General features: G+C 70.9%; 24 protein-coding genes. 7 read left to right on the top strand and 17 right to left on the bottom strand.

Features of this window, described 5'->3' with window-relative positions:
- Positions 1 to 122 precede the first annotated feature (122 nt).
- Entirely contained in the window at positions 123 to 1,265 is a 1,143-nt protein-coding gene (locus tag ACRYCC_RS07880; RefSeq protein ID WP_433809968.1) for an AI-2E family transporter, read from the top strand.
- A gap of 141 nt (positions 1,266 to 1,406) precedes the next feature.
- On the opposite strand, the gene ACRYCC_RS07885 is transcribed toward ACRYCC_RS07880, so the two are convergent.
- Positions 1,407 to 1,862: a hypothetical protein gene (locus ACRYCC_RS07885; RefSeq protein WP_433809969.1), complete on the bottom strand. Its 456-nt coding sequence runs from the start codon at positions 1,860 to 1,862 to the stop codon at positions 1,407 to 1,409.
- A 217-nt stretch (positions 1,863 to 2,079) separates the two neighbouring features.
- On the opposite strand from ACRYCC_RS07885, the gene ACRYCC_RS07890 reads away from it, so the two are divergent.
- Positions 2,080 to 2,937 carry a patatin-like phospholipase family protein gene (locus ACRYCC_RS07890; protein WP_433809970.1) on the top strand — a complete coding sequence of 286 codons (858 nt, stop codon included), beginning with the start codon at positions 2,080 to 2,082 and terminating at the stop codon, positions 2,935 to 2,937.
- 11 nt (positions 2,938 to 2,948) lie between these two features.
- Here ACRYCC_RS07890 and ACRYCC_RS07895 read toward each other — a convergent pair whose 3' ends face one another.
- Entirely contained in the window at positions 2,949 to 3,701 is a 753-nt protein-coding gene (locus ACRYCC_RS07895; RefSeq protein ID WP_433809971.1) for a hypothetical protein, read from the bottom strand.
- Between the two features lie 95 nt (positions 3,702 to 3,796).
- Here ACRYCC_RS07895 and ACRYCC_RS07900 point away from each other — a divergent pair, with 95 nt between their 5' ends.
- Positions 3,797 to 4,282, top strand: coding sequence for a gamma-glutamylcyclotransferase family protein (locus tag ACRYCC_RS07900; RefSeq protein WP_433809972.1), 486 nt, complete (start codon positions 3,797 to 3,799; stop codon positions 4,280 to 4,282).
- Here ACRYCC_RS07900 and ACRYCC_RS07905 read toward each other — a convergent pair.
- The 5 genes from ACRYCC_RS07905 to ACRYCC_RS07925 form a co-directional block, all read right to left on the bottom strand.
- A complete protein-coding gene (locus tag ACRYCC_RS07905; RefSeq protein ID WP_433809973.1) occupies positions 4,279 to 5,925 on the bottom strand; it encodes a CocE/NonD family hydrolase in 1,647 nt (548 codons plus the stop codon). The two genes, ACRYCC_RS07900 and ACRYCC_RS07905, sit on opposite strands and share 4 nt — an antisense overlap.
- 124 nt (positions 5,926 to 6,049) lie before the next feature.
- Entirely contained in the window at positions 6,050 to 7,204 is a 1,155-nt protein-coding gene (locus tag ACRYCC_RS07910) for an RsbRD N-terminal domain-containing protein (protein WP_433809974.1), read from the bottom strand.
- Between the two features lie 138 nt (positions 7,205 to 7,342).
- Entirely contained in the window at positions 7,343 to 8,548 is a 1,206-nt protein-coding gene (locus ACRYCC_RS07915) for a YncE family protein (RefSeq protein WP_433809975.1), read from the bottom strand.
- 143 nt (positions 8,549 to 8,691) lie between these two features.
- Positions 8,692 to 8,937, bottom strand: coding sequence for a hypothetical protein (locus tag ACRYCC_RS07920; protein WP_433809976.1), 246 nt, complete (start codon positions 8,935 to 8,937; stop codon positions 8,692 to 8,694).
- Positions 8,934 to 9,101, bottom strand: coding sequence for a hypothetical protein (locus ACRYCC_RS07925; protein ID WP_433809977.1), 168 nt, complete (start codon positions 9,099 to 9,101; stop codon positions 8,934 to 8,936). The genes ACRYCC_RS07920 and ACRYCC_RS07925 overlap by 4 nt, the downstream gene beginning before the upstream one ends.
- Before the next feature lie 79 nt (positions 9,102 to 9,180).
- Here ACRYCC_RS07925 and ACRYCC_RS07930 point away from each other — a divergent pair, with 79 nt between their 5' ends.
- Positions 9,181 to 10,254 carry a quinone-dependent dihydroorotate dehydrogenase gene (locus ACRYCC_RS07930; protein WP_433809978.1) on the top strand — a complete coding sequence of 358 codons (1,074 nt, stop codon included), beginning with the start codon at positions 9,181 to 9,183 and terminating at the stop codon, positions 10,252 to 10,254.
- Positions 10,255 to 10,258: 4 nt separating this feature from the next.
- On the opposite strand, the gene ACRYCC_RS07935 is transcribed toward ACRYCC_RS07930, so the two are convergent.
- From ACRYCC_RS07935 to ACRYCC_RS07955, 5 genes are all read right to left on the bottom strand, one after another.
- Positions 10,259 to 10,876 (bottom strand): nitroreductase family deazaflavin-dependent oxidoreductase, encoded by a 618-nt coding sequence (locus ACRYCC_RS07935; protein ID WP_433809979.1) that lies wholly within the window; start codon positions 10,874 to 10,876, stop codon positions 10,259 to 10,261.
- Between the two features lie 151 nt (positions 10,877 to 11,027).
- Positions 11,028 to 12,560: a DUF7059 domain-containing protein gene (locus ACRYCC_RS07940; protein WP_433809980.1), complete on the bottom strand. Its 1,533-nt coding sequence runs from the start codon at positions 12,558 to 12,560 to the stop codon at positions 11,028 to 11,030.
- Positions 12,561 to 12,680: 120 nt separating this feature from the next.
- Positions 12,681 to 13,538, bottom strand: a complete 858-nt coding sequence (locus ACRYCC_RS07945; protein WP_433809981.1) for an N-acetylmuramoyl-L-alanine amidase — start codon at positions 13,536 to 13,538, stop codon at positions 12,681 to 12,683.
- Between the two features lie 249 nt (positions 13,539 to 13,787).
- Positions 13,788 to 14,051: a hypothetical protein gene (locus ACRYCC_RS07950; RefSeq protein WP_433809982.1), complete on the bottom strand. Its 264-nt coding sequence runs from the start codon at positions 14,049 to 14,051 to the stop codon at positions 13,788 to 13,790.
- Between the two features lie 264 nt (positions 14,052 to 14,315).
- Positions 14,316 to 15,413, bottom strand: a complete 1,098-nt coding sequence (locus tag ACRYCC_RS07955; RefSeq protein ID WP_433809983.1) for a LacI family DNA-binding transcriptional regulator — start codon at positions 15,411 to 15,413, stop codon at positions 14,316 to 14,318.
- A gap of 248 nt (positions 15,414 to 15,661) precedes the next feature.
- On the opposite strand from ACRYCC_RS07955, the gene ACRYCC_RS07960 reads away from it, so the two are divergent.
- On the top strand, positions 15,662 to 16,375 hold the full coding sequence (locus ACRYCC_RS07960) for a TetR/AcrR family transcriptional regulator (protein WP_433809984.1): 714 nt from the start codon (positions 15,662 to 15,664) through the stop codon (positions 16,373 to 16,375).
- A gap of 199 nt (positions 16,376 to 16,574) precedes the next feature.
- Here the strand turns inward: ACRYCC_RS07960 and bldC are convergent, their stop codons facing one another.
- Together bldC and ACRYCC_RS07970 are read right to left on the bottom strand one after the other, a co-directional pair.
- Positions 16,575 to 16,778 carry a developmental transcriptional regulator BldC gene (bldC, locus tag ACRYCC_RS07965; RefSeq protein ID WP_012850682.1) on the bottom strand — a complete coding sequence of 68 codons (204 nt, stop codon included), beginning with the start codon at positions 16,776 to 16,778 and terminating at the stop codon, positions 16,575 to 16,577.
- A 237-nt stretch (positions 16,779 to 17,015) separates the two neighbouring features.
- Positions 17,016 to 17,837: a DUF8083 family protein gene (locus ACRYCC_RS07970; RefSeq protein WP_433809985.1), complete on the bottom strand. Its 822-nt coding sequence runs from the start codon at positions 17,835 to 17,837 to the stop codon at positions 17,016 to 17,018.
- 61 nt (positions 17,838 to 17,898) lie between these two features.
- Here ACRYCC_RS07970 and ACRYCC_RS07975 point away from each other — a divergent pair, with 61 nt between their 5' ends.
- Together ACRYCC_RS07975 and ACRYCC_RS07980 are read left to right on the top strand one after the other, a co-directional pair.
- On the top strand, positions 17,899 to 18,981 hold the full coding sequence (locus ACRYCC_RS07975; RefSeq protein WP_433809986.1) for a Leu/Phe/Val dehydrogenase: 1,083 nt from the start codon (positions 17,899 to 17,901) through the stop codon (positions 18,979 to 18,981).
- 239 nt (positions 18,982 to 19,220) lie between these two features.
- On the top strand, positions 19,221 to 19,433 hold the full coding sequence (locus tag ACRYCC_RS07980) for a DUF3073 domain-containing protein (protein ID WP_433809987.1): 213 nt from the start codon (positions 19,221 to 19,223) through the stop codon (positions 19,431 to 19,433).
- Between the two features lie 146 nt (positions 19,434 to 19,579).
- On the opposite strand, the gene ACRYCC_RS07985 is transcribed toward ACRYCC_RS07980, so the two are convergent.
- The 3 genes from ACRYCC_RS07985 to purF all read right to left on the bottom strand — a co-directional run bounded on the left by ACRYCC_RS07985 (position 19,580) and on the right by purF (position 22,868).
- Positions 19,580 to 20,254, bottom strand: a complete 675-nt coding sequence (locus ACRYCC_RS07985; RefSeq protein ID WP_433809988.1) for a SanA/YdcF family protein — start codon at positions 20,252 to 20,254, stop codon at positions 19,580 to 19,582.
- Positions 20,255 to 20,367: 113 nt separating this feature from the next.
- Positions 20,368 to 21,417 (bottom strand): phosphoribosylformylglycinamidine cyclo-ligase, encoded by a 1,050-nt coding sequence (gene purM, locus ACRYCC_RS07990; protein WP_433809989.1) that lies wholly within the window; start codon positions 21,415 to 21,417, stop codon positions 20,368 to 20,370.
- Positions 21,414 to 22,868 carry an amidophosphoribosyltransferase gene (purF, locus tag ACRYCC_RS07995; RefSeq protein ID WP_433809990.1) on the bottom strand — a complete coding sequence of 485 codons (1,455 nt, stop codon included), beginning with the start codon at positions 22,866 to 22,868 and terminating at the stop codon, positions 21,414 to 21,416. Before purF ends, purM begins: the two co-directional genes overlap by 4 nt.
- Positions 22,869 to 23,231: the final 363 nt, after the last annotated feature.

Genomic DNA, 23,231 nt, shown 5'->3' on the forward strand with positions numbered 1-23,231 from the left:
CGACGAGGCCGAGGCCCGGGCGATGACGCCCGGGCCTCGGTCTTTTCCGCCGGGGTATTGGTTGGGGTACTGGAAAGCGGGCACGACAGCCGCATTGACGGTTCCTGACACGGTGGGTGACAGTGCCGGACGACGACGCATCCCGGGTACCCAGGCTGCTGACCACGCTGGCGGCGTGGAGCTGGCGGCTCATCGTGGTGAGCATCGTGGTGTACGGGCTGATGCACATCGTCAGCCGGCTGTTCTTCGTCGCCCTGCCGGTCGCGCTGGCCCTGCTGCTGTGCGCGCTGCTCATGCCGTTGACGGACCGGCTGCGCCGGTGGGGACTGCCGTCGCTGACCGCCACCTGGCTGACGATGCTGCTCGCGCTGAGCGTGGTCGCCGGCGTCGGGACGCTGGTGGGGGTACGCGCCAACTCCGAGTTCCCCAAGCTGCTGACCGAGCTGAGGCACACCGGCGAGCAGATCCAGACCTGGCTGGTCAACGGGCCGTTCCATCTCAAGCAGGCACAGCTCGACACCGCGATCAACAAACTGCTGTCGAACATCCAGCAGCAGCGCGGCAAGCTGATCACCACCGCGCTCAGCGCGACCGCGACCGTCGGAGAGATCGCCGCGGGCCTGATCCTCATGCTGTTCGTGGCGTTCTTCCTGCTCAAGGACGGTCCCCAGATCTGGTCGTGGCTGATCAGCGGCAGCGGCCGGTACCGCGAACGGCTGGATCGCGCCGGGCACGCGGGCTGGGTGACCCTGTCGCACTACGTGCACGGCAGCGTGATCGTCGCCGCCGTCCACGGTGTGATCATCGCCGTCGTGCTGACCGTCATGGGCGTACCGCTGGTCGCGCCCCTGGCCGTGCTGATCTTCTTCGCCAGCTTCATCCCGCTCGTCGGGATCCTGTTCGCCGGAGCGGTGGCCCTCGCGGTGGTGCTGAGCGCCAAGGGGGTCCTGGCCGGGCTGATCTTCCTGGGCATCCTCATCATCGAGCACCAGCTGGAGAGCCATGTGCTGCAGCCGCTGGTCATCGGACGCCGGCTGCACTTCCACCCGCTGGCCATCATCGTCATCCTGGCCGTGGGCGGCATCCTCGGCGGCATCCCGGGCGCGGCCCTCGCGGTCCCGGTGACCGCGGTCTTCTTCCGCGCCTGGCCCCATCTGAGCGGTTCGGCCGACCTGCCACCGCCCCGCCCGATGCCGCCACCCGGTCTGGTCGCACGGCCGGACGGCCCCCCGGAAGCCGAGCCGGACCGGCCGGACGGTAGCTGAACCCCCTCGCCTGAACCCCCCGCCTGAACCCCGCGCCTGCATCCGGGTGCCCGAGCCCCGCGCCCGCACCCGGTGCCCGGACACGGTGACGCCCCGGGCGATGATCTCGCTCCGGGGCGCCTCCGTATCGGCCGAGCCCGCTCAGCGCAGGGACTTCGCCCTGCTCTTGGCGTCGGCGACCTTCTGCTTGGCGACGGCCTTGGCCACCTTCGCCTTGGCCTTCGCCACCTTCGCCTGGGACTTGGCCTGGCCTCGGGTGGCCTTCACCTGGGTCCTGGTCTGCCGGACCGCTTTCTCCCACGGCCCGGCGTTCCTGCGGCTGCGGCGACGCCACGCCCAGACCGCGAAGGCCAGCGCGGCGAGCCCGGCGGCCCCGGTGCCGGACCGGCGTGCCACCGGCTTGGCCTCCTCCGAGGTCACGGCGTCATGGGCCTTGCCCGCGAGTTCGCCGGCCTTGTTCTTGGCCGCCTGGCCCGCTTCCCCGGCCTTCTCCTTCACCGCGTTCGCGGCGTGTCCGATCTGCTCGGTCTTGCCGTTGGCCTTCCGGGATGACGCCGCATCCGTGTCGCCCAACTGCACTGGATCATTGGCGGTCATCGATGCACTCCCTCTTGCCTGTCCTTGCCTGTCAGGATTCGGCTTTCCGCACACGCCGTACCCCGCTCACCACGCCCAAACGTGCGGCAGGTGAACGGCCCGGAAGTCCTGCTCCGCGCGCCATACGTCCCCTTTTCGACAGACCGTTGGTACATGATCGATCCACGACTGGCTACGGTTGGAAACAGAACTGAATTCCGGAGCGAGGAGTCACACCATGACGACGGACACCCGGCAGACCGGCCGTGCGCTGGTATTGGGCGGCGGCGGGATCGCTGGCATCGCGTGGGAGGCCGGCCTCGTCGTCGGACTGCAGGGTGCCGGGGTCGATCTGACGGACGCCGATCTGATCGTCGGGACTTCGGCCGGCTCCGTGGTGGGATCCATGATCGCGATGGGCGTCGATCTCCCGCTGGCGATCGACGATCTCGCGGGCCGTGCGGAGACCGCGGCCGCTCCGCCCCCTCCGGTCGACTTCTCCACGGTGCTGAGCGCCTTCGGAGTGCTCTTCGACACGAGCCTGGATCCGCAGGAGGCCCGGGCACGGGTCGGCGCGATGGCCCTGGAGGCCCCGGTGGCCGACGCCGCCGGCCGGCTGCGGGAGATCGGTGACCGGCTGCCCGGCCACGAGTGGCCGGAGCGGCCGTTGCTGATCACGGCGGTGGACACCGCGGACGGCGATTTCAGGGTCTGGGACCGCGACTCGGGCACGCCGCTCCCGCTCGCGGTGATGTCGAGCTGCGCGGTGCCCTGTGTGTTCCCGCCGGTGGAGATCGACGGGCGGTTCTACATGGACGGCGGGGTGCGCTCGGCCACCAACGCGGACCTGGCCGCGGGCTTCTCCGCGGTCGTGATCATCGAGCCGATGGCCCATCTGTCCCCCCGGGCCCTCCTGGAGCGCGAACTGGCGGCCCTCGACACCGCGAACGTGGTGGCGATCGGCCCCGACCAGCATGCCGTCGAGGCCTTCGGCCACGACGTTCTCGACCCGGCGCTCTGGCGCCCCGCCTACCACGCCGGGATCATCCAGGCGGGCGGCGTCGTCGATCGCGTCCAGGAGGTCTGGAAGGCGTGACGGTCGCCCGGCTAGCCCGCCGCCGCCAGGACGATGAGCAGGACCACCAGCAGGAAGGGGATCACCAGGCCGATCAGCGCCGAGGGCCTGCTCAGCAGGGGCACCCCGGGGTCCATCGGATGGCGGTGGTCGCCCGAGGGCGGCGGCTGTGGTGCGGGAAGGCCGGCCACCCGGCCGCGCCGGGCCAGGTTGATCAGCACGGTGACCGGGGTGATCACGAAGGACAGGTAGCCGTACCAGCCCTGGATCAGGGTCTTCGCCGTCATGTCCCGGAAGGTGGACAGGCCGCAGTCGCGGCAGAACGGCCCCTTGAGATGCAGGAACTGCATGAGCACGATCATGCCTCGGTGGCCGCGGAAGGTGACGTCGGCGGCCGGCACGCAGCCGCAGAACCGGCACTGCGGCCCGCCGGCCCCCGGATGGGCACCCGGGTGGGGCTGCGGCGCGTACTGCCGGTCCTGGTGCTGCTGCGGAGGGTAGGGCTGTGCGGGAGCGCCGTACGGCTGCCCCCCGTAGGGCTGCGCCGGAGCCTGCGGGGCACCGTACTGAGGCGCACCGTACGGGGGCGCGCCTTGCTGCCCGCCGTACTGGGGTGCGCCGTACTGGGGGGCGCCATGCTGAGGGGCGCCGTACTGGGGTGCACCGTATTGGGGCGCACCGTACTGCTGACCGCCGTGCGGGTAGGACCCGGCGTTCTGCCCGGGGTGGCCGGGCGCGGCCTGAGGGTGGGCCCACGGGCCACCTGGCGGGGGAGGTTGCGACATGATGACCTTCATAAGGGAGGATTGAGTCGCTCATCCTATGGAGGACTCTTGGCACTGAACACCCGAATCGCACCTTTCACCGCGGACATGGGCGAATGACACGGGTCGTTCACTGGCCGGACCGGCTGACGGCCGCTCCCCAGGCCCTCTTCGCCTACGGCACGCTGCAGTTCCCGGAGGTCCTGCACGCCCTGATCGGCCGGATGCCCGAGCACCGGCCGGCCGCGGTCGACGGCTGGCGGGTCGCGGGCCTGCCCGGCCGCGACTACCCCGGGCTGGTACCCGGCCCGGCCAGGGCCGCCGGGCTGCTCCTCAGGGGTCTGAGCGACGCGGAATGGCGCGTCCTGGACGCCTTCGAGGACGAGTGGTACGACCTGCGGGAGCTCATCCTCACCGACGGCGGCACGGCCTGGTGCTACACCTGCCCGTCCGGCTACCGGGTCTCCGAGCTGGACTGGACGGCGGAGGTCTTCTCCCGGGCGAGTCTCGGCGGCTTCGTGGAGAGCAGCGCGGCCTGGCGGAGCACCCTGGACCAGGGAATGACGGGCCAGGGGATGACGGGCCAGGAGAGTACGGGTTAGGGGACGACGGGGAGCAGGATCGCCGAGGGGCGGTCGGGGTCGTGGAAGATCTCCTGGTCGGCCAGGAGCATGGTGGTGGCGGTGCCGAGCGGCTCGCCGGTCCCGGGGTTCCTGGCCACCTTCGGATAGGCCCCGCTGGTGACGTGCACGCGGATCCGGTGACCTCGCCGGAAGCGGTGCCCGGTCGGCCACATGTCGACCTGCGCCCGGCGGACCCCGTCGCCGTCGGCCGGAGCGACCCCCGGCGACAGGCGGAGACCGCCCTCGCAGACGTTCAGCGACGTGCCGTCCGGCGCCACGTCGCACAACCGGACCACGAAGTCGGTGTGCTCCCGGTTGGACCGTACGTACAGGTCCGCGCCGACCGGCCCGATCGCGTCCAGATCCGCGCGGAGCACCTGGCTGGTGAAGACCAGCACGTCGTCGCGCGCCTCCAGCGGCCGGTTGTCCACCGGCTTGGAGCTGCCGAGCAGGGTGGGGCCGCCGAGGGCCGGCGTGGGATCGGTGGGGTCGTACCGGTAGGTCCCCGGGTCGGAGGACAGCGGGCCGTGCTCGGCCAGCCCGCCGCCGGGCTGCAGATGCCAGCGCTGGGTCCGCGTCCCCGGTACGGGCCAGTCGCGGAACTCGCGCCACTCCCCCGCGCCGGTGACGTACAGGCGGACGGGATTGGCGCGCAGGCCGCGGAAGTCGTCCATCAGGTGAGCGCGGAACCAGGCCAGCGACTCCCTGGTGGTGACCATGAAGTGCCGTGGATCGGTGTGCCACCACGGCCCGATGGTCAGGTACGGCCGCTTACCGGCCGCCCGGAGGGCCAGGTAGTCCTTCAGCTCCCAGGGCAGGAACACGTCATACCAGCCGCCGAGCAGGCTGACCGGGGCGCCGACGTCACGCACCATGGCGCTGAAGTCGCGTTTCTTCCAGTAGCTGCCGTCGTTCTCGAGCGCGGAGCCGTGGTTGGCGAGCAGGTCCTGGAAGAAGGGCATGGCCGCCCCGTTGGCCAGCACGTCCAGCTCCCCCAGCGGCTTGCCGGACAGCGCCGCCCGTACGGCCCGGCGCTTGGACAGCAGCCCGCCCTGCATGAGCCCCAGCGGCCGCTCCTGCCGGCTGGTCAGGTCGGCCCAGCTCAGCGTCGCCTCCAGGGCGAAGGCACCGCCCACGTAGGCGGCGTCGCGGAACGTCGAGGCGGTGATCTGAGCGGCCATCGCCTTCAGCTCGGGCCCGGCCTCCGCCGCGACCGCCCAGGCGGTGTAGCCGAGATAGCTCGGGCCGTAGGTGCCGAAGGAGCCGCCGAACCACGGCTGCTGCTTGAGCCAGCGGATCGTGTCCAGGCCGTCCTCGCGCTCGTCGCCCAGCGGGTTGAACTCACCGCCGGACCCGAAGGTGCCCCGGACGCTCTGCACCACGACCTGGAAGCCCAGGTAGGCGAAGGCCAGCCCGTTCATCATCGCGGGGATGCCGCGGCGGCCGTACGGCGTACGGACCAGGATCGTCGGCTGCGGGCCCGGCCCGAGCGGCGTGTACCGGTCGGCCAGAAGCGTGGTCCCGTCGGCCATCGGTACGGGCAGATCGCGCTGCGCGGTGATCCGGTAACGGCCGTACGGTAGGCGCTTCGCCTGAGTTGCCAGCCGATTCGTCAGGCTCATACGTCCTCCCCCAAGCACCTCTCGCAGCGCTACTTACTGGTAACGGTAATGGATTGTTCCAAATTCCCCCTGGTAGGAGGCTTGCGAGGCCGTCTGGGCGACATGTCCGAGGGGCGCACGTGACCTACCGGCCCGGCCGGCGGCCCAGCCAGGTGTGCAGCGACCACCGCCAGCGGGTGGCGTGACCGAGGGCGTCCTCCTCCGGCCCCGGCGCGTCGAAGCCGGTGAGTTCGCCGAACCTGCGCAGCCGGTGCTTGACCGTGTTGGGGTGGACGTGCAGCGCGGCTGCGGTCAGATCGGCCCGGCCGCCCTTGGACAGATAGACCAGCGCGGTCTCGGCCAGCAGCCGGTGGAACTCCTCGGCCGGGTCGAGCCGGGCCAGGAAGACATCGGCGAGCATCTCGCCCAGCCCCGGATAGGCGTCGGACGCGATCTCCAGCGCCAGTTCGGTGAGCGGCCGCAGTCCCTGGAGGCCACGCCGGCGGGCGGCGACGAGCCCCGCGCGGCACAGCCGGTAGCAGCCGGCGAGCTGGTCGGGTGCCGCCGCCGGTGCCGCGATCACCAGGATGCCCGCCACCGCCGCGGGGTCGGGCAGCCGGCCGGTCACGGCGCACAGGTAACCGTCCACCATCCCGGCCAGGCCGTCGGTGGCGGTCAGCACCGCCTCGATCCGCTGGGCCCGGCGCGGATCGCTGAGGTCGGCGATCAGGCAGTGGTAGCGCCGGCCGCCGTCCAGCCCGGCCTCGGCGATGTGGGACGCGGGCCCGTCGTTGAGCAGCTCGCGCAGGGCCTCGATCCGTACCGAGTGGGTGGTGCGGGCCAGGCTGAGCTCCGTCTCCCGGTAGGCGTAGATCAGCCGGTTCTGCATCTCGTTGGCGTAGGAGTCCAGCTCGTAGAGGGCGTCGACCAGGTCGTCGGTGGACAGCTCCGCGCCCTTGGCCCGTTCGACGAGCTGGAGCATCACATACCGCCGCCCGGCCTGGAACCCCTCCAGCAGCGCGGCGAGCGGGATGCCCTGCAGGGCCCGGTCGACGGCCAGCCGGTCGGCGACCTCGACATCGGCGCCGAGTCCCGCACCGGAGCCGGAGGAGTCGATGAACGCCGAGGAGATCACCCCCAGCAGTGCCGCGATGTGCCGCTGTACCTCGTGCAGCGGCAGCGCCGCGACGGGCGGGGACTTGGCCCGGGCCGCCGCGACGACCCCTTCGAGCGTCCTCGGGTCGGCCCGCATCTGCTCGACGACGCGGCGCAGCACCGTACGGCCCGTCGGATCGGCCATGGCGCGCCCTCCTCGTCACGAACACACGCGTGATCTTGCAGTCCGTCCGGCGCGGACTGCAAGATCACGGCTGTGGGAACCCGCCGTCACGGGCCCGCCTCACGAGCCTCCCGTCACGGGCGGGTCATCACGGGCGGGTCATCCGGCGGCCGGCGAGAGCGAGTCCAGCACGTCCTGGGGCACCTTGCCCAGCCGCTCGCGCTGCGGGAACGTGCCGACGGGGATGCGCGCGACCTCCCTGGCGGTGCGGTAGTCGATCACCGAGATGGCGTTCCTGCCGCTCAGCGAGACGAAGCAGTGCTGACCGTCCACGCTGGTCGTCGACCAGTAGGGGATGCTGCCGGTGTCGTAGGTGACGGTCCCGGTGGTGTTGAGCAGGGGGCGGGCGATGATCGCGGTGTAGTCGTCGATGGTGCCGACGTCGCACAGCCTGCTCTCGTCGCCGTTGATGGCCATGCCGTGGTGGGCGGAGTTGTTGGGGTAGTCGTCCGGCTTCAGCGCCCGGCCCGCCGCGCTGAACGGCATCTGCACGGTGCGGGTGATCTTCCCGGTGACCAGGCTGAACTCCGCGAAGCCGTTGAGGTACGACAGCTGGAGGTAGGCCAGCCGGTTGTCGCGGGTGAACGCGGCCGGGCGTACGCCGTGGTCGAAGGTGTAGGTCTTGGTGACCTTGAACGTCTTGGGGTCCACGACGGTGATCTGCCGGGCGCCCTTGAGACCTTCCAGTGCCTGGGGCAGCGCGGTGACGCCGATGCTGGAGTTGTAGAGGTACTTCCCGTCCGGGGAGTAGTCGTTGGCGTGCGGGTACGTGCCGGTGGCGAACTCGGCGGCGAGCTTGCCGGTCGCGGTGTCGATGACCTGGGCCTTGCCCGCGGTGGTCGCGGACACGGTGAAGCGGGTGCCGTCGGGCGACAGGACCGCGTGGTCCGACTTGAAACCGGCGCCCTTGAAGCGCCACAGCATCTGCTTGGTCTTGATGTCGAAGGCCACCGAGTCGTTGAGGTTGCCGCGGGAGACGTAGAGCTTGGTGCCGTCGGGCGAGACGTACACGTCGTCGGCGAAGCGGTCGCCGCCCTCCTCGCTCTTGACGACCTCGTACGCCGCCTTCTCCACCGGGTTCATGCCGTCGAGCCGTTCCTGAAGATCGGGAACGATGTTGATCGAGCCGAGGTTCTGGAACGTGCGGCCGTCCAGGAAGCTGACGGTGCCCGAGGCGCTGTTGCCGACCAACAGCACGTCGCGCTGTGCGGCCGCCTGGGCGGGAGCGTTCACCACCGCTCCCAGCGACACCGCCATGCCCGCAGCGATCAGCAGTGCCCGCGTTCTCTTGCGCGGAATCGGCATCCCTACTCCTTTCCATGCCCCCCGATCAGCCAGAAACGGACGTGTTAAGTCTGGGTAACCGACCTCGCACAGCCAAGGCGTCCGCCGCCAACGTCCGGCGGGCCGGCTGTCGCTCACGCACAACGACCGCGGAGGGATGGAGCTCAGCGGGCCGCCGGGCCGTCCGCTCCGGGCAGCGGATCGTGTTCCTTGCCCGTCTGCCCGCACATGCGGCACGGCTCGTCGACCCGGATCCAGCCGATCACCCCGCTGGGCTCGCGGTTCGGCCGTTCCGGGCGCCACCGGCCGGAGCCCGCGCAGAAGCGGCACGGCCAGTCGTCGCGATCACACCAGTCGCAGGGCACGTTGCCGCACCGGGGCCGCACCGCCGGCGGGTCCGCCACGCTCATCGGCAGATCCCGCTTCCGTGGCACACGTGACAGCTCTCCACGCTGGTCTGCCAGGTGACGGAGCCGTCGTCCTGCTGGTGCGGCCGTTCGTAGCTGACGCTGCCGGACCCCCCGCAGTGCCCGCAGGCGGGGGGCGCCTTGTCCGTCTCACCGCTACCGGTCATCCCGTCAGCATCGCGCACAACCACGATCAGGGGAACCGGTTCGCCGAGCCGGTACGCGGGCCTGAGACAATCGATCACGATGTATCGACTCCTGTATTCGCTGGTCCTCCGGCACGTGCCCGCCGAGGCCGCCCACCGCGCCGGCATGGCGGGGCTGCGGCTGATCTCCGTGGTCCCCGGTCTCATCGCGCTGCTCCGCCGGTGGCTCGGCCCGCACGACCCGGCGCTGTGCGTCAGGGCGCTCGGGTTGGAGTTCCCCGGTCCGCTGGGGCTCGCGGCCGGCTTCGACAAGGACGCCGAGGCCTTCGACGCCCTCGCCGGCTTCGGTTTCGGCTTCGTCGAGATCGGCACGGTCACCGCGCGGGCCCAGCCGGGCAATCCGCGGCCGCGGCTGTTCCGCCTGATCCCGGACCGGGCGCTGGTCAACCGGATGGGCTTCAACAACCACGGCGCGGCGGCCGCGGCCCTGCGGCTGCGCCGCCGCAGGCCCGGCACCGTGCTCGGGGTCAACATCGGCAAGACCAAGTCGGTGCCCGAGGACGAGGCCGTCGGCGACTACGTGGAGAGCACCGAGCGGCTCGCCCGGTACGCCGACTACCTGGTCGTCAACGTCAGCTCGCCGAACACGCCCGGCCTGCGGGACCTGCAGTCCGTGGAACGGCTGCGGCCACTGCTCGGCGCGGTCCGGGAGGCGGCCGACCGGGTCGCCGGGCGGCACGTGCCGCTGCTGGTGAAGATCGCCCCTGATCTCGCCGACGGCGACATCGACGCGGTGGCCGAGCTCGCGCTCGAGCTGGGGCTCGACGGCATCATCGCGACCAACACCACCATCGGCCGGGAGGGACTGGCCAGCGACCCGGCACTGGTGTCCCAGGCGGGCGGGTTGTCCGGGGCCCCGCTGAAGGAGCGGTCCCTGGAGGTGCTGCGGCGGCTGCGGAAGCGCACCGAGGGACGGCTGGTGCTCATCTCGGTCGGCGGCGTCGAGAACGGCTTCGACGTCTGGGAGCGGATCCGGGCGGGCGCCACCCTGGTCCAGGGCTACACGGGCATGATCTACGGTGGCCCGCTCTGGGCCCACCGGGTGCACCGTGACGTGAGCCGCCGGCTGAGCAGCAGCTCCTTCCGTACGCTCCAGGACGCGATCGGACGATGACCGGTCACCAGGCCGGTCTGCCGTGGACCTGGCCGGGAACCCGCAGCCGGCCGGGCTCCACCGGCGCGCGGCAGGGCTCCAGCCGGAAGACCCGGAGCCGGCGGCCGGACCGCAGCGTGTAGCGGTCGTAGACCGGCCAGACGCGGAGCAGCCGCGGCCACGCCTCGGCCCGCTCGGCCCCCTCCAGCAGTCGGGCCACCACCGGGATCTGGTAACCGCGGTAGCTGACCGTGGCCTGCGGCCGGCGCAGCAGGCTGATCGACCAGTGCGGATGCGACTCCCGTCCCCAGTTGCTGCCGACCACCAGGAAGCTGCCGTCGGGCTCGGGCAGGCAGGTCATCGGAGCCCGCCGTTCCCGGCCGGTACGGTGCCCGACGGTGACGAGCAGCAGGGTCGGCACCAGCGACCGGCTCATGAGCAGCCGGCCACCGGAGAGCCGGTGCACGGCCCGGTCCAGCCGGGGGACGAACGCCGGGCCGACCAGCGCGAAGAGCCGGGTGCACGCCATCCGCTGGAAGACCGGACGGGCCACCGCGACGAAGGGGAGCGCCAGCCAGCGAAAGGGCGCGGTCCACCGGCGGCGCACATTCCAGGGCGCGACGACGATCCCGTGACGTCCCATGAACGCACCATCCGGGTTTCAGACAGAGATCGGGACGTGAAGGTATGCCGGTTAAATCCCTTTATGCCATATAAACGACCGGATGCGGCCATAAAGGACCGTACCAACCTGGTTATCGGTGCCTTGCCGGCACGTGCTACCTGGCCCCGCGCTACCTGGCATCACCGAACTCGAAGAACCCGTCGGCGATCAACTCCGGCAGCACCCCATGAGCGTGCGCCCAGACCTGATCCTCCGAGAGCCCGATCAACTGGGCGATCGCGCTCAGCAACGGCTCGAGCGGGAGTGTCCCGTCGCAGACCCCGGCCAGCGCGGCCTCGACCGTGCCGACCCCGGCCGCGCGGCGCAGCCCCCGGGTCTGGCGCAGCACGATCCGCTCCGGATCCTCCGCGCCGGGCGGCCCGACCTGCTCCTGTACGACTCCGGCAGCGGTGCGCAGCGGCGCCAGCGACGGGTCCAGCCGGGCCTCCACCAGCCCCCGCAGGACCCGCTCGACGTAACCGCCCACCGGCTGCTCGACCGCGTGCCGCAGTTCTTCGATCCGGTGACTCTGCCCGCCCTTGCGCAGCGTGATCCATCCGAACCCGATGCCGGTCACGCGGTGCCGTTCGAAGTGCGCCAGCCAGGCGTCGTAACGCGCCGCGTACTCCGGGCTCCCCGTCTCGCAGGAGTCGCGCAGCCAGAGTTCGGCGTACTCGGCGGGGTCCTGGACCTCTCGCTGGACCACCCAGGCGTCGCAGCCGGTCTCGCTCAGCCAGCCGCCGATCCGCTCCTCCCAGGACTCGCCGCCGATGTGCAGCCAGTTGGCCAGGAACTGGCCCCAGCCGCCCATGACGAGGTGGTCCGGCGCCCCGGTCACCAGCCGGCGGCAGACCTCGTCTCCCGGCAGTCCCGACTCCCGGTAGGTCAGGAGCGGGGGTGTGCCGGGAGCCGCCTGCGGTGACACCACGAACGGCGGGTTGGAGACGATCAGATCGAACGTCCGGTCCCGTACCGGTTCGAACAGCGATCCCTGGAGCGTCTCGACCTCGCCCGCCCCGGACAGCGCGAAACTCAGCCGGGTCAGTTCCAGCGCCCGGGGGTTCACGTCGGTGGCACAGATGCGGCTCGGCCGGCCGGCCCGGTGACCGAGCGGGCGGCCCGCCAGCTGCAGGGCCTGCACGCCGGAGCCCGTCCCCAGATCGAGAACGTTGTCCACAGGCCTGTGGACAACGAGCTGGGCCAGATTGGCGGAGGCTCCCCCGGTGCCCACCACGTGGTCGGCGGTGAGCGAGGCTCCCGAGCCGGGGCGCACCCGCAGATCGGAGACGACGTACCCGACGTGCCGCCTAGGGCGGCCGGCGACCTGCGGGGCCTCCAGCGGCTCCACGCGCAGGGCCGCCCGCAACTCCCCGGCCGAGCGCTCGGCCAGCCCGGCCGCGACCAGGTCACCGACCAGGTCGCCGGTCGGGTCACGGGTCGGGTCACCGGCGGTTTCCGCGGCGGCCAGGGCGTTCTCCGGCACCGGGACCTGCAGCCAGAACAGCCTGGTCAGGAGCTCCAGCGCCGAGCGGCCGCCGGTCGCGCGCAGGGCCGGCACGATCTCGTCACGGGCCAGCGCCGCCCCCGCCATCGGCCCGAGCAGCTCGCGCACTCCCGCGACCGTGTATCCCGCCCGGTCGAAGGCCTCCCGTATTCGCTTCACCGCTGTTCGCCTCACCGCGTCGTCCACCCGACCATCCTGCCGTGTCGCGCCACGGTGACGGACCACCGTGCGGCCCGGCTTCGTCCACAGGCTGTGGACAAAGCCGCCCAGGGAAGCGGCTCAGGAGAAGTAGGCGCAGAAGCCGTCGGCGAGGGACTGGGCGATGCGCTGGCGGAACTTCCCGTCGCTCAGCTTGGCCGCGTCACCGGGGTTCTGCATGTTGCCGGTCTCCAGGAAGACCTTCGGCACGGTGGACAGGTTGAGCCCGCCCAGATCGCCGCGCACGTCGAGGGCGTTCTCGCCGATGTAGTTGGAGTAGGGCATCTGGGTGCCCTTGTGGTAGGCGGCTCGCAGTGCCAGTGCCAGCCGGGCCGACGGCTTCGCGATCTTATCCGTGTGGCCCTTGATGGGGGCGGGCTCGATGATGTGGAAGCCGTGGCCGCTCTCGGCCGCCCCGTCGGCGTGCACCGACAGCGCGGCATCGGCCTTGGCGCGGTTGGCGATCGCGGCCCGTTGGTTGATGCACGGCCCGACTCCGGTGTCGTTGGGCCGGGTGAGCACGACCTTCGCGCCACGGCTCTCCAGGATGGCCTTCAGCCGCTGCGAGACGTCCCAGGTGAACGCGTGCTCGGTGTAACCGGCATGGGTCTCGGTCCCCGTGGTATCGCATTCCTTCTCACCGGTGATGATGTACACCGGCTTGGCGATGATCTCCGGGTGGGCCGCGTTGCCGCCGTTGTGCCCGGGGTCGATGGCGATGACCTTGCCGGAGAGCGGCTTGTCCCGGCTCTGGCCGGTGTCGCGGGGCGTGGCGGTGGTCCTCGCGGTGGCCGTCGCGATGGGCGTCGCGGCCGGGGCGGCCACCGGAGTGGCCCGGACGGCCGGCGGGACGGCCACCTGGCCGCCGACGCGTTTCGCCGGCCCGTCACCACAGGCGCTCAGCGCACCCAGCGAGGTCGCCACCAGGGCCACGCCCACCAACGAAGACCTGAATCCGGCCGTCAACCGGTCACTCCGCACGACCGAACCCCCGTGACTTGTCCGTTACCAACCCAGCCAGTTTGCACTCGGTCAGCCGCGTGTCAAACCAAAACGGGCTAAAACAGTCCGGAGGTCGCCGCCGTGGACAGGCGGCCGGGGGCGCCCTACCGGCGGCAAGACGGTGCGGACGGGACTCGCATCCCGCCCGCACGACTTCGAACACCCGGCCTCGACCGCCTCGAGGTCTCAGCTCCGGACGGTCTCCTCCTTGCCCAGCAGAGCGGCGAGAGCACGGGCCTCGTCCGCGTCCAGGCCCAGCACCACGCGGGGACGTCCCCACGGATGGTCGATCGAATGGGCCACGTAGCTGGCGACGGACTCCGAGACCTGCTCGGCCAACCCACGCGTGTGCCGCCAGCGCGACCACGCGTGCTCCAACTCACTGGCCGCGCGCTGCGCGCACGACACCAATTCGGGATCACGCACGAAATAACCCCCCTGAGTGAACATGATCCAATCCGTGACCACCCGGCGGAGCCCCCTAGTCGCCCAGCCGCGACGTTTCCCCCCATACGGCCGGTGACGCGATCAGCCCCCACCCGCCGAACGGCTGGTGCAGTCAGACCATTAACGCGCCAGGGAGGGCCTTCGTCAGGTCGATCGCACGAGTTTTGGGCCACCCCTTACCTGGGGGACAGAAGATCGACCTTCCCTCGACCCGGCCGACCCGGCCGGCCCAGCGCCCGTCCGGGCCTCGGGGCCGCCGCCGCGGTCTCAGCCCTCATCGGCTCCCGCGGCCACCGGGCCGGTGGTCGCCCGGACCACCAGGTGCGGCACCACGAGGGTCTGCCGGGGCTCCCGGCTGTGATCCTCGATCCGCGCGCAGAGCAGCTCGGCGGCGACCCGGCCCATGTCCCGTCTGGGCTGGTCCACGCTCGTGAGCGAGATATGCCGGATCGCCGCGAGATGGGTGTTGTCGTAGCCGACGATCGAGACGTCCTCCGGAACCCCCAGGTTCAGCTCGTCGGCGGCCGACAGCGCGCCGGTGGCGACCAGGTCGTTCGGGGCGAAGATCGCGGTGGGCCTGGGATCGGCGGACAGCAGTTCGAGCGCGGCCCGGTACCCGCCTTCCTCGGTGAAGTCACCGGCCTGCACGATCACCTCGGCCGTGAGACCGTGCTGGGCCATCGCCGCCTCGTAGCCCGCCCTCCGGTAACGCGCCGTGGTCGAACGGGTGCCCTCGATGTGGGCGATCCGCCGGTGGCCGAGCTCGACCAGGTGCTCCACGGCCAGCCGGGCGCCCAGTTCGTCGTCGTCGACCACGATGTCGACGCCTTCGACGTCCCGCTCACCGACCACCACGACCGGCACGCTGGCGGCCGCCTCCTTCAGCGAGTCCGGGACCACGCTGAGCAGTACGAGCCCGTCGACGCGCATCTCGAGGAAGGCCTCGACGGCCTCGGCCTCGAACAGCGGGTCCCAGCGGCCACTGCCGACGAGCATCCGCAGGCCCTCGCCGTGCAGGCTCTCCTGAAGGCCGTCGAGGAACTCGGCGAAGAAGGGGTTGTGCAGGTCGGCCACGAGGGCCCCGATGAGCCGGGTGCGCCCCTCGACCAGGCTGCGCGCCACGGCGTTGGGACGGTAGCCGAGCTCCCGGGCCGCCTTGAGCACCGCCTGGCGGCGCCGCTCGCTGACGTGCGGGGACCCTCTCATGACCAGAGAAACCAGGGATTTGGACACGCCTGCCCGCTCCGCCACGTTGCGGATGGTCGGCTTGGGAGCACTCGGTTTGGGCACGACCGGATCCGCCCGCACGGCGGCCGGTGCCTTCTCACCGGCGGACCGTGGGTGGTCGGCTTCATCAGCTGACATGGCTCTCCTGTCGGGGGGAACTGCAGGGCCTGCCGCCTTACGTCAATCGCGCGGCCGTTGGCTCGCGCCCACGAGACCTCGCATCGGAGAAGATGCCATGATGCCCCCTTCGTAGTCCAAACCGCTCGCAACCCTGAGTAACGGACAGCCGTCAATAGGGGTTCGGACAGGGGCCCGACTGATTGAATGATCAAACTAGGCACCCGGCGTGCCGGTTGAAGCGCCCTGACCTCGGATACGCTTCCCAGGTGGGTGATCGCGTAGTCGCCGGTAACAATTCCGGCGAACATCGGACTTCGGCCGCCCAACGTGGGCAGCGCGGAAGGCGTCGACTCAGCGTCGCGGAGCGGCGGGATGAGCTGATCGAGGCTGCGCTGGAGCTCTTCAGTCACCGCAATCCCGAAGAAGTCTCCATCGATGACGTGGCCGCGGCGGCCGGTGCCTCCCGAGCACTCGTCTACCACTATTTCGGCGGTAAGCAGGAGCTTTACCTCGCCGCTCTGCTCAGTGCCGCCGAGCAGCTCGGCGTCCTGCTCGAACCTCCCACCGAGGGCAGGCCCATCGACCGGCTGCGGATCTCACTGCGGCGCTACTTCGACTTCGTCGAGGACCACGCTCCCGGCTTCACCGCGCTGTTGCGCGGCGGCCTCACCAGCCGTACCGGCGAGGTGGGAGAGATCGTCGACCGCATCCGGCAGCTTCTGCTCTCCCGGATCCTGGTGGCGTTCGGGATCGACGAGCCGGGCCCTGTGCTGAGAATCACACTGCGATCATGGATGTCCGCGGTGGAGACGGCGGCCCTGGACTGGCTGGAGCACCGCGACCTCACCCGCGACGAACTCGAGCGGCTGCTCGTCGATCAGCATGTCGTCCTGCTGCAGGTCGCCGCCCGGCACGACCCCGTGGTCGCCGCGCTGTTCCAGCGGCTCGGCAACGAGGAGTTCGGCTCGGGCGACCGCTGAAGATCCCCCGACGGTCACACGAAAGCCCCGTCTGCGCCCGGAGACGAACAATGTCCGGACACGGACGGGGCATCCGCGAAAACCTCCCGGCCGTGCTGGCCCGGGTCACGCTTGCCGCCCCCCCATCTCGGTATGCGTGTCGGCAAGCGATATGCCTCAGCCCAGCGGGCTGAAGCAGCCAACCATGTATTGCCCGCTCCTACTCCGAGCGCTGCTGCGGGATTCCCGCCAGCAGCGCCCGCACCTCAGCCTCGCGGTAGCGACGGTGCCCCCCTAGCGTGCGGATGGATGTCAACTTGCCCGCCTTCGCCCACCGCGTAACGGTCTTGGGGTCGACGCGGAACATCGTCGCCACCTCCGCCGGCGTCAGCAGGGGCTCGGCCTCTGGCGTACGTGCTGACATGTTTGCGGCCTCTCCTCCGTGGACCGATGACAGCGATCCTGCGATTCTCTTCGCGCGGTCACGATGTCCTCTATGGCCCGAAAGAGCCACTATGACATCACAACGTGTAACCATGCCACCACTGAGCGCAACATGCAAGTCCCTGGCTGTAACTTCTATGTTCGTGGTGACTGCGTCACGCTGCGTGAGTCTAGCGACACGTATGGTCGCATCGCGCGGAGATTCGGGAAGTTTGTTTTAGTTCGCCGATTCGAGAGCCCGTATCAGCCGCCATCGAGTGAAGAATCTGGCGTACATCGCGACGGCGAGTTCCCGTTCGCCCCGCTCCATGCCGGCCAGCACCGCCGCCACCTCCGTCACCGACTCGTCGGCACGCAGCGCCTGGTCGTCGAGCAGATGCACCAGCCCGCCGTAGTCGAGCTCGACCAGGGCCCCCGGGTCGAACTCGGTCAGCCACCTGCTCAACGTCTCCACCTGGGCATATACCGGACCCGTGCCGAGCGTCGCGCGGACGGTCATCGTCGCCTTGACGACCCGCCGGCGGGCGTCCGCCATCGAGGTGACGTACATGAGCGTGCGCGGGCCCAGCATGAGCCGGCGCTCGGCCACGGTGAACGGCATGAACCAGGCCACCGGCACCTGCCAGGTGCTCGACAGGATGTACGGCCGGATCGTGACGGCACGGCGTTTCCACCGCTCGAAGTCGTCCATCGCGCGGTCCGCGACCTCGTCCGGCACGAACGGCCGGGTGCCCCCGCCCGGTGCGGTCTCGCGGAACCGGTCGAACGCCACCCAGGATCGCAGCCGGGTCTGCCAGGGGCAGACGAACGTCTCGCCCTCCCAGCGCCGTAAGTAGGCGTGCGGGCTCTCGGCCGCCGGCGCCACCACCGGCGGCCGCCCGGCCAGCCGCCGCACGGCCTGCCGGTGCTCCTCGCTCAGCGCGGTCACCCGGCGTGGCCGGTCGACGGAGGCGGCGTACCGCGCCCAGCCCGACCGTTCGGGCTCCGCGAACGCGGTCAGCGGCTCGTATACCCGGAAGTACGCGGCGTAGGGCAGCACATGCGCATCGTGGCACGCCCGGCCCACCTAGGCTGACCCTGAGACGAAGGGAGTCACGACCGTGACAAATGTCTTCGCGGCGCCCCACAAGGGCAATGCACACGAGCAGGTCGTCTTCTGCCAGGACGAGGCGAGCGGCCTGCGCGCGATCATCGCGATCTACTCGACCGCGCTGGGCCCGGGGCTCGGGGGCACCCGCTTCTACCCCTACCGGTCCGAGGACGAGGCACTGGCCGACGTCCTCAACCTGTCCCGTGCCATGGCGTACAAGAACGCCCTGGCCGGGCTCGACCTCGGCGGCGGCAAGGCCGTCATCATCGGCGATCCGGCCACCGACAAGTCCGAGGCGCTGCTGCGGGCGTACGGCAGGTTCATCCAGTCCCTGGGCGGCCGCTACTACACCGCGTGCGACGTCGGCACCTACAGCGAGGACATGGACCTCATCGCCCGCGAATCCGGCTATGTCACCGGTCGCACCGAGGCGCACGGCGGCGCCGGCGACTCTTCGATCCTGACCGCCTACGGCGTCTTCCAGGGCATGCGCGCGGCCGCCCAGCACGTCTGGGGCGAACCCACCCTGCGCGGCCGGCGGGTCGGTGTCGAGGGGGTGGGCAAGGTCGGCCACCGGCTCATCGAACACCTGCTCGAAGACGGAGCGGAGGTCGTCGTGTGCGACGTGAACGCCGCCGCGCTGGACCGCGTGCGGTCCCGGCACCCCCAGATCGCCGTCGTGGCCGACAATTCCGCGCTGATCCGCTCCGAGCTCGACGTCTACGCGCCGTGCGCCCTCGGCGGCTCGCTGGACAACGAGACGGTGGGGGTGCTGTCGGCCCGGGTGGTCTGCGGCGGCGCCAACAACCAGCTCGCCCACACCGGCATCGAGAAGCAGCTCGCCGACCGCGGCGTGCTCTACGCCCCCGACTACGTGGTCAACGCCGGAGGAGTGATCCAGGTGGCCGACGAGATCGAGGGCTTCTCCATGGAGCGGGCCCGGGCGAAGGCCGCCGGGATCTTCGACACCACCCGGCGGATCTTCGCACTCGCCGCCGACGAGGGGGTTCCCCCCGCGGTGGCGGCCGATCGGCTGGCCGAACAGCGCATGTCAGGCATCGGACGGCTGCGCGGCATCTGGCTGGACGGCTGAATATCTGCCACTCGCCGGGAAGATTCCTTCCGGGTGCAGGTCAACGCCGGTCCCGACACCTACTAGACTGACGTCCTCCACAGCAAGCGATGCGCCTCCGCGCAGACGACGTACCGAGACGGGCGCAAAACGGGTACGGTTGTACTCGTAGCCTGCGCACGGCTCAACCCGTCAGTGCGTGTGCGTACGCGAGCGTAGATGGGGCCGACGAAGCCCTGACCATCGAGGGGGTCGAGCCAATGGGTCGCGGCCGAGCCAAGGCCAAGCAGGTGAAGGTTGCCCGCCAGCTGAAGTACAACAGCGGCGGCACTGACCTCGACCGCCTGAAGAACGAGCTGGGAGTCGCCGAGTCAGCCGAGGATGACTCTTACGACGCCCTGACTGACAAATACGCTGATTACGCCGACGACTACGGCGCGGACGAGCCCCGGGACGGCACGTCCGGTCGCTGAGCCACCGGCCCGATTGCGCCACTGCCCGCCTGTGATCGGCCGGGCAGTGGCGCTTCTCGCTGATTGATTCTCGATCGCCGCTCTTCGTTCGCCCGTCTGTTCCATCCGGCTGTGCCACCTGGCTCTTCAGGTGGCTCTACAGGTGGTCAGCGCGTCAGCGCGCGCTCCACGCCGGGCTCCCGCGGCCCGAGGAAACGCGGCCGGGGATGGGCGACCAGGTCACCGACCGCCTTGATCGAGGCGACCACCTCGCGCGCATAGCCGTACGTCGTCGTCCGGCCATCGATCGGATACGTGTCGTGGCCGACCCCGTACGCCTCGATGCCCACCGACCGGCAGAGCGCCACCGCCCGGGGCAGATGGAACTTCTGGGTGACGACGATCGCCCGCCGCACGCCGAAGATCTCTTTGGCCCGTGCGCAGGAGTCCCAGGTGTCGAAACCGGCATAGTCCAGAACTATCCGGTCGGCCGGTACCCCCTCGGCCACGAGGAAGTCCCGCATGGCCGAGGGCTCGTCATAGCTCTTGCGGCTGTTGTCCCCTGTGACGAGGATCACCCGCACCTTGCCGCGCCGGTAGAGGTCGGCCGTCGTGCGCAGCCGCCCGGCCAGGAACGGCGACGGCCGGGCCCCCTCCAGCCCGGCCCCCAGCACGATCGCCACCGGAGCCGCCGGCACGGTGGCCGCCGTCAGCCGGTACGGGGCGGTGTCGGCGTACATCCAGGCCGTCGGGGCGGCCACCGCGTAGCTCCCCAGCCCGGCCAGCACCGCCAGCGGCCCCGCACCACGGCGCACGCCCCGCGCGAGCCTTCCCAGCCTCACCCGTAGCACGCGCGCCCTGATCACATCAGATGAGACGGATGTACCGAACGCGAGGTTCATCGGTATCGGGGGTTCATCGGTGCCGGAGGTCCGTCTGTTTCAGGCAGGACGCGTCAGACGAGGCGCGCCGTGCCGGTGCCCTCGGTGACCTCTCCGAGGACCCAGGCGGGCACGCCCCGGGCGGCGAGAAGCTTCAGTGCGTCCTCAACGGCCCCAGGAGCCACAATGGCGGCCATACCCACACCCATGTTGAATGTCCTGTCCATATCGGCCTGTGCGACCTCTCCGTGCGCCTGAAGCACGGAGAAGACCGGCGGCGGGGTCCAGGACGAGCGCCGCAGCACCGCGTCGGCCGTCGCGGGCAGCGAGCGCGCCAGGTTGGCCGCGAGCCCCCCTCCGGTGATGTGGGCGAAGGCGTGCACGTCCTGCCCGTCCCCGAGCAGGGCCAGGCAGTCGAGCGCGTAGATCCGGGTGGGGGTGAGCAGCTCCTCGCCCGCCGTCCGGCCGAACTCGGCGATCTCGGACTCCAGCGCCAGCCCGGAGTTTCGCAGGATGTGCCGGACGAGGGAGTAGCCGTTGGCGTGGATGCCCGACGAGCCCAGGGCCAGCACCGCGTCGCCCACGGCCACCCGGTCTGGGCCGAGCAGCCGGTCGGCCTCGACCACACCGGTGCCGGCGCCCGCGAGGTCGAACTCGTCCGGCTCCAGCAGGCCAGGGTGCTCGGCCGTCTCGCCGCCGACCAGGGCGCAGCCGGCCAGCACGCAGGCCGCCGCGATCCCGCCGACGAGGTCGGCGATGCGCTCCGGCACCACCTTGCCGCAGGCGATGTAGTCGGTCATGAACAGCGGCTCGGCACCGCAGACCACCAGGTCGTCGATCACCATGCCGACCAGATCGTGGCCGATGGTGTCGTAGATCCCCAGCCGCCGGGCCAGATCGACCTTGGTGCCGACCCCATCGGTCGAGGTGGCCAGCAACGGCCGCCGGTATTTCAGCAGGGCCGAGGCGTCGAAGAGCCCGGCGAAGCCACTGGCGTCGTCGACGACCTCGGGCCGCCGGGACGCCGCGACCCGGGACTTCATCAGCTCGACCGCACGCTCACCCGCCGCGATGTCGACCCCCGCGGCCTCGTAGGTGCCGGCGCGGCTGCTCGCGGGGCTCACCGCTTCGAGGCCCCTTCGAGGACGTGCTTGCCCCGGGCGTCGTGCTCGACGGGGATGGGGTAGACGCCGTCGAAGCAGGCCCGGCAGAGCTTGTCCTTGGGCACGTGGGTGGCCCCGACCAGCTCGTCCAGCGAGATGTAGCCGAGGGAGTCGGCGCCCAGCGAGACGCGGATCTCCTCCACGGACAGGTTGCCGGCGATCAGCTCGGCGCGGGTGGCGAAGTCGATGCCGTAGAAGCAGGGCCAGGCCACGGGCGGGCTGGAGATCCGTACGTGCACCTCGGCGGCACCGGCCTCGCGCAGCATGCGGACGATGGCGCGCTGGGTGTTGCCGCGCACGATCGAGTCGTCCACGACGACCAGGCGCTTGCCCTCGACGGCCTCGCGCAACGGGTTGAGCTTGAGCCGGATGCCCAGCTGGCGGATGGTCTGGGAGGGCTGGATGAAGGTCCGGCCCACGTAGGAGTTCTTGACGAAGCCCTGGCCGTAGGGGATGCCCGAGGCCTCGGCGTAGCCGATCGCGGCCGGGGTGCCCGACTCGGGGGTCGGGATGACCATGTCGGCCTCGACGGGGTGCTCGCGCGCCAGCCGCCGGCCCACCTCAACCCGGGTGGCCTGCACGCTGCGCCCGGCGATGGAGGTGTCGGGCCGGGCCACGTAGACGTACTCGAACAGGCAGCCCTTGGGACGGGGGTCCGCGAAGCGCTGTGAGCGCACCCCGCCCTCGTCGATGGCCAGCAGCTCGCCGGGCTCGACCTCCCGGACGAACACGGCCCCGACGATGTCCAGGGCGGCGGTCTCGGAGGCGACCACCCAGCCGCGCTCCAGCCTGCCCAGCACCAGCGGCCGGATGCCCTCCGGGTCGCGTGCCGCGTACAGGGTCCGCTCGTCCATGAAGACCAGCGAGAACGCGCCGCGGGTGACCGGCAGGATCTCCGCGGCCGCGGCCGCCGGCCCGCCGGGGCGGGTGGCCAGCAGCGCCGTGAGGACCTCGGTGTCGCTGGTGGCGGTGAGCTCGCCGGGCGCCAGCTTGGCGGCCAGCTCCGGGGTGTTGATCAGATTGCCGTTGTGCGTGAGGGCCAGGCTGCCCGCGTCGTTGGACCGGAACGTCGGCTGGGCGTTCTCCCAGGTCGGGGAGCCGGTCGTGGAGTAGCGGCAGTGGCCGACTGCGACATGCCCGCGCAGGGTGTTCAGCACCGACTCGTCGAACACCTGGGCGACCAGGCCCATGTCCTTGAAGACCACGATCCGGGCGCCGTCGCTGACCGCGATGCCGGCGGACTCCTGACCGCGGTGCTGCAGGGCGTACAGCCCGAAGTAGGTGAGCTTGCTGACCTCCGCGCGCTGTGCCTCGTCGGGAGGAACCCATACGCCGAACACCCCGCAGGCATCCTGCGGGCCGAGGTCCGAGGGGTCGAGGTCGTGGCTGAGACGTCCGTCACCGTGGGGCACATGACCAGTCTAAGCGGGGCACTCACCTGCTCGGATCGGCGCAATCCATAAAAGACCTTTGCCGACGCGGGAACCTCGCCCGCCCCCGGCCCCCGCCTTCACCCGGAACCCTGGGAGCCGACACTTGGAGGTGCTTGATGACGACGATGCCCGGCTACCGGCCCCACGTGACCACGCCCCCCCAGCGGCAGGGGATGGGGACCGCATCGGTCGTCCTGGGCGCGGTGGCGGTGCCGCTGGCCCTCCTGGTCGGGCTGGGCGCCCTGCCGGCCATGATCGGGCTGGGGCTGGGGATCTTCGGGGTGGCCCGCCACCGGGACCGCGGCCGGGCGGTCGTGGGCATCGTCGTGTGCGCGCTGGCCC

Source organism: Actinomadura scrupuli (assembly GCF_050971785.1).
Taxonomy (GTDB): domain Bacteria; phylum Actinomycetota; class Actinomycetes; order Streptosporangiales; family Streptosporangiaceae; genus Actinomadura_E; species Actinomadura_E scrupuli.